This is a genomic window from Anabaena sp. CCY 9402-a (assembly GCF_963920945.1).
In the GTDB taxonomy this organism is placed as follows: Bacteria; Cyanobacteriota; Cyanobacteriia; order Cyanobacteriales; family Nostocaceae; genus Trichormus; species Trichormus minutissimus.
The window spans coordinates 1-1252 of record NZ_CAWUDL010000194.1 but is presented as its reverse complement, the minus strand read 5'-3'; the positions used below and the strand labels follow the sequence as shown (position 1 = coordinate 1252).

General features: G+C 35.4%; 1 protein-coding gene. It reads right to left on the bottom strand.

What is annotated here, in order from left to right; translation table 11 throughout:
* Nucleotides 1-1252 (bottom strand): IS5 family transposase (locus tag ACM0OR_RS28250; protein WP_414579718.1); only part of this gene is annotated, 1252 nt, incomplete at both ends.

Sequence of the window (1252 nt, the reverse complement as noted above, 5' to 3'; positions counted from 1 at the left end):
AAAGAAGTGAAAAAAGATGTGGTTGTGAAAAAGTGACAAAAAAATCCACAAAAAAGCCGTAAGAGCCGGGTAGAAAGATTCATAACTAAAAAAGTCAGGGCAATAGAAGTTAAAGAAGTATGAGGCAGTTTAGCCATGACTCTGCCCAAGCTAAATCTTCGTTTACCTTGTCCAAATTTACCTTCAATACAATTACGAATTAGCTCATCGTCTCGTGCTTGTTTCTTTTTTTCAGGACTGACATTTTTGGGTGGTCTCCCTAGTGGTGGCCCACTAATTCTAATTCCTCTTTCTTGACACCAAGCTCGGTTTTCTCTAGTGCGATAAATTTTATCAACATGAACTGATTGAGGATAATATCCAGTGTAGTTTTTGTAGGCTTCTACTTGTGATTTTAAGTCCCCTGATTCGTTGAAGTTATCCCAACTAATACGGTCTAAAAATACATAGCCGTCATAGCAACTAGCTGAAAACTTTGCCCCAAACTCTACTCTTTTCCCAGCTTTACCTCTGATAATCGGACGAATGTGTGGTTGATTTAAACTGACAATACGGTCTTCTATACTAATTTTTTTATTTTCATATAGCCATAGCTGTTGACGATAAATTTCTGCTACTACCAATAACTTCTTGTATTGCCTATTACTCAGGTTTAATAGTGATGCACCTAACTCCATTAGCTGCTGAATGTGAACTAAATTCCTTTTGATATATTGCAGTTGCCTTTTAATGGCTTTTCTTCTTTCTTTAATGGTCGGCTTTCTTTTTTTAGCTACTGATAAGTAATTCTTTCTAGCTATATTTCTGTAGGTTCTCGGTTTTTGGATAGTTTTTAACAAGCGGGAGTTATATAAAATATCTATAGTTGTTTCTGTATGCTTTCTGGCTTGGTTTAATAATCCTAAATCTGTGGGATAACTGATATCTGCTGGCGCACAACTCGCATCTAATATTAATTCCCCCCGATTTGTCGATTCATTTTTTAAATTCTCGGTTTCTGACTTTTTTTCTTTTACTTCTTCCTCTTTCTTTTCTAATCCCTGTTTGACCATTTCTCGATTCACTTTGTTGACTAAGTTTATATCTATTCTTTCTCTAAAGTGAACTAACATTGACGCATCAAATGGGGCATTATTGCTATAGCAAGACATTCCTATAAAGTATTGCAGATAAGGATTCTCCCTAATTTGCTCTACTGTTTCTCTATCACTTATTCCTAGTTTTTCTTTAATTATTAATGCCCCTAATGCCA